Source organism: Streptomyces katrae (genome assembly GCF_000966975.1).
Taxonomy (GTDB): domain Bacteria; phylum Actinomycetota; class Actinomycetes; order Streptomycetales; family Streptomycetaceae; genus Streptomyces; species Streptomyces katrae.
Genome location: NZ_JZWV01001468.1, coordinates 1 through 2,754 on the forward strand (window position 1 = coordinate 1; position 2,754 = coordinate 2,754).

Sequence of the window (2,754 nt, forward strand, 5' to 3'; positions counted from 1 at the left end):
GATCGCTACGCGCTTCTCTCGTCTCAGCGTCCGCCGCCCGTCTCGGGTCGCTGCCCGCAGGAAAGGACAACGGGATCGTCATCCGGGGCCGGTGGGCGCCCCAGATCGCTACGCGCTCCTCATCTCTCAGCGTCCGGCGACCGCCTGGGGCTGATACCTGCACGAAATGCCAATCAGGACGGCATTCCGGGCCCGGTGAGCGCATCAGATCGCTACGCGCTGCCCAAGTCTCGGCGTCCGACGACTGTCTTGGGCTGGTCCGTGACCTCGGCGAGGCGGGCGGTGCCGACGCGGATGAGGAGGGCGACGGAGGCGGAGTGGCAGTGGGAGGGTTCGGTGCCGGGGACGGACCAGTAGATCGGGGTCTCGCGGGTGTATTCGCAGCGGTTCATCGCGGGGACGCCGAGGTGGGTGTGTGGGGTGAGCTGTTCGACTCCGGGGGCTGTGGTGTGCCAGTCCAAACGGTCCTCGGGGCGGAGCAGGGGGTAGAAGTTGCGGCCGCGTCCGTCGTGGATGACCGGGCCGTCGAGACGTTCGGACAGTGCGAAGGCGATGTCGTCGGGGTGGGTCGATTCCACCGCTGCGTGGACGACAGCGTCAGGGATGCGGACGGCGCCGAAGGTCTGGCCGACGGGGATGACCGCGATGCCGTGTTCCGTCCACTCGGCCCAAACCCGGCGGGGGTCGGGGTGGCTGGCTGCGAGCCATTCGGCCATGCTCGTGCGGCTGTTCACGGAGGCTCCCTACCGTAGTCAGCGGGTGGTAGGGAAAGGGTGACCGGCCCCCGGGGACGGAATGCTCACAGATGTGTGAGTGCTAAAGGCCGACCCAGCGGGCCATTGCCCCCAGGCTGTCGGAGGGGCGTCGTGACAGGTGCACCAGGCCACGGACTGCCGCGCGGGTGCCCGGCAGATGCCGTGTCTGCTCCGGTGCCGCCCGGCGCGCACTGACCAGGTACTTCAGCGACGCGTCCACGTGGCCCGTCTCCATTTCCACGAGTGCGCGGTCCACCATGTACCGGGCGCGGCGCGACGTCAGTGCCGACGGTGGCATCTTGAGGGCTCGGGCCTGGACGAGTGCCCCGTCGTAGTCGCGCATGGTGATGGCCGCCCCGAGGTCATGGAGTGCGACGTTGACCTGGCCGAACGAAAGCCAGTGCACCTCGCCCGCCTCCCCGCCGACCTGCTGAGCGAACTCACGGGCCGCAGCGATGTGGGTCACCAGGGTCGAGCGGTCACCTGCCCGCGCGGCCACGGTCGCCGCGCCGAGGTGGAGCTGGCCGGCGACCGCGATTGCCTCCCGATGCGTCTGTCCCGTCAGCAGACCGTGGCCGGACCGGATCAGCCGCAGGCTCGTGGAGTTGCGGACCAGAATGGCCCGCTTGTACAGCTGCACTGCTCCAAGGCAGGGATCCGACGCCCGGCCCGCTGCCCAGCCCATCCGGTCGAGTGCCACACGAGAGAGATCCGGATAGCCCAGCTTCAGCGCCACGTCGTGGGCGGTCCGGTAGGCCGAGGCCAGAGCGCGCCACACCGCAGTGGTCGGGGCCGTCGACGCGGTGTGTGTCAGCTCCACGATCAGCGCAGGCAGCACGTTGGCTGCTGCCCGCAGGTGCGCGGCCCGCACCTGTCGGCACGCCTCGTCCGCCCCTTCGATCAGCACGGACACCGGTCGAACGTCGGCCAGTTGCGGATGGGGGCCGAGATCGTAGGCGTCAAGGGCCTCCCGGATGGGTGTGACGAGGGCGGCGAGCCGATCCGGGGAGAGAGACGCCACGGACGCGGGTCCGGTCAGTCTCGACGTGTCCAACTTGAGGGCCTCCGCCACTGCTTTCACCAAGCCGGCACTGGCCGGACGTGCTCCGCATTCGACCTGGTTCAACAGGCTGAGGCTGTAGGGAATGCGGTCGGAGAGTTCGCGCTGGGTCAACCGAGCGAGACGGCGCTGCTCGCGGATCCGCGCCCCCGTGTGGTCATCGTCAGGTCGAGGCATACCAATCTCCGTCCCCTGGACTCTTCAACCGGACGCTACCCACCTACGAGGTTCTCCGAGTCCACAACTGCCCCGACTCCCCCCGAAGCGGGGTTGCATAGGCTCGGTTCCATGACGACGAGGACGCTCTACCTGTTCTGCTCGGCAGCACCGCCGGTGTTCGACGTGGCCCACGTGATCGAGGAAGCCCAGGCACGTGACTGGGACGTCTGTCTCGGCCTCACCCCGGCGGCCGCCGAATGGCTGGAGGAAAGCCTGGCCGGCCTGGAGGCACTCACCGGCCATCCCGTCCGCTACCGCTACAAGCGCCCGGGCCAGCCTGACGTCTGGGCCCCGGCTGATGCTGTCCTCGTGGCACCGGCCACCACGAACACGATCAACCGCTGGGCCCTGGGCATCACCGACAGCTTCGTCGTCGGCTTCGTCGCCGAAGCCCTGGGCAAGGACATCCCCCTGACGCTGATGCCCTGCGTCAACGCCGCCTACGCCCAACACCCCCAGCTCCCCCTCTCACTGGAAACACTACGGACAGCCGGAGTGAACGTCCTCTTCGGAGAGGACGGCTTCCAACCGAACCCACCCGGCGAAAAGCGCCCGTACCCATGGGCCGTGGCACTCGACGCCCTGGAATCCGTCGACCGATGAGCCCCGGCCCGATGTCACTGCCTTGATCAGCCCCAGACGGCCGTCAGCCGCCGAGAAAACAGGAGCACGTAGCGATCTGTGGCGCCCACCGGCCCGGAATGCCGCCCTGTTTGGCAT

At 68.7% G+C, this 2,754-nt stretch carries 3 protein-coding genes; 1 reads left to right on the forward strand and 2 read right to left on the reverse strand.

Features of this window, described 5'->3' with window-relative positions; all coding sequences use genetic code 11:
• Positions 1-212 precede the first annotated feature (212 nt).
• The gene (locus VR44_RS38380; RefSeq protein ID WP_045952313.1) at positions 213-734 is read right to left on the reverse strand and encodes a hypothetical protein; all 522 of its coding nucleotides are present in this window, start codon (positions 732-734) and stop codon (positions 213-215) included.
• Positions 735-816: 82 nt separating this feature from the next.
• Complete coding sequence (locus tag VR44_RS38385) at positions 817-1,992, reverse strand: helix-turn-helix domain-containing protein (protein ID WP_045952314.1); 1,176 nt, start codon at positions 1,990-1,992, stop codon at positions 817-819.
• A gap of 111 nt (positions 1,993-2,103) precedes the next feature.
• Between VR44_RS38385 and VR44_RS38390 the strand changes: the two genes are divergently transcribed.
• Entirely contained in the window at positions 2,104-2,637 is a 534-nt protein-coding gene (locus tag VR44_RS38390; protein WP_045952315.1) for a flavoprotein, read from the forward strand.
• Positions 2,638-2,754: the final 117 nt, after the last annotated feature.

What these genes read in the sequence shown, in the direction of transcription:
- VR44_RS38390 (WP_045952315.1), top strand. Translation starts at nt 2,104, where the DNA reads ATGACGACGAGGACGCTCTACCTGTTCTGCTCGGCAGCACCGCCGGTG.
- VR44_RS38385 (WP_045952314.1), bottom strand. Translation starts at nt 1,992, where the DNA reads ATGCCTCGACCTGACGATGACCACACGGGGGCGCGGATCCGCGAGCAG.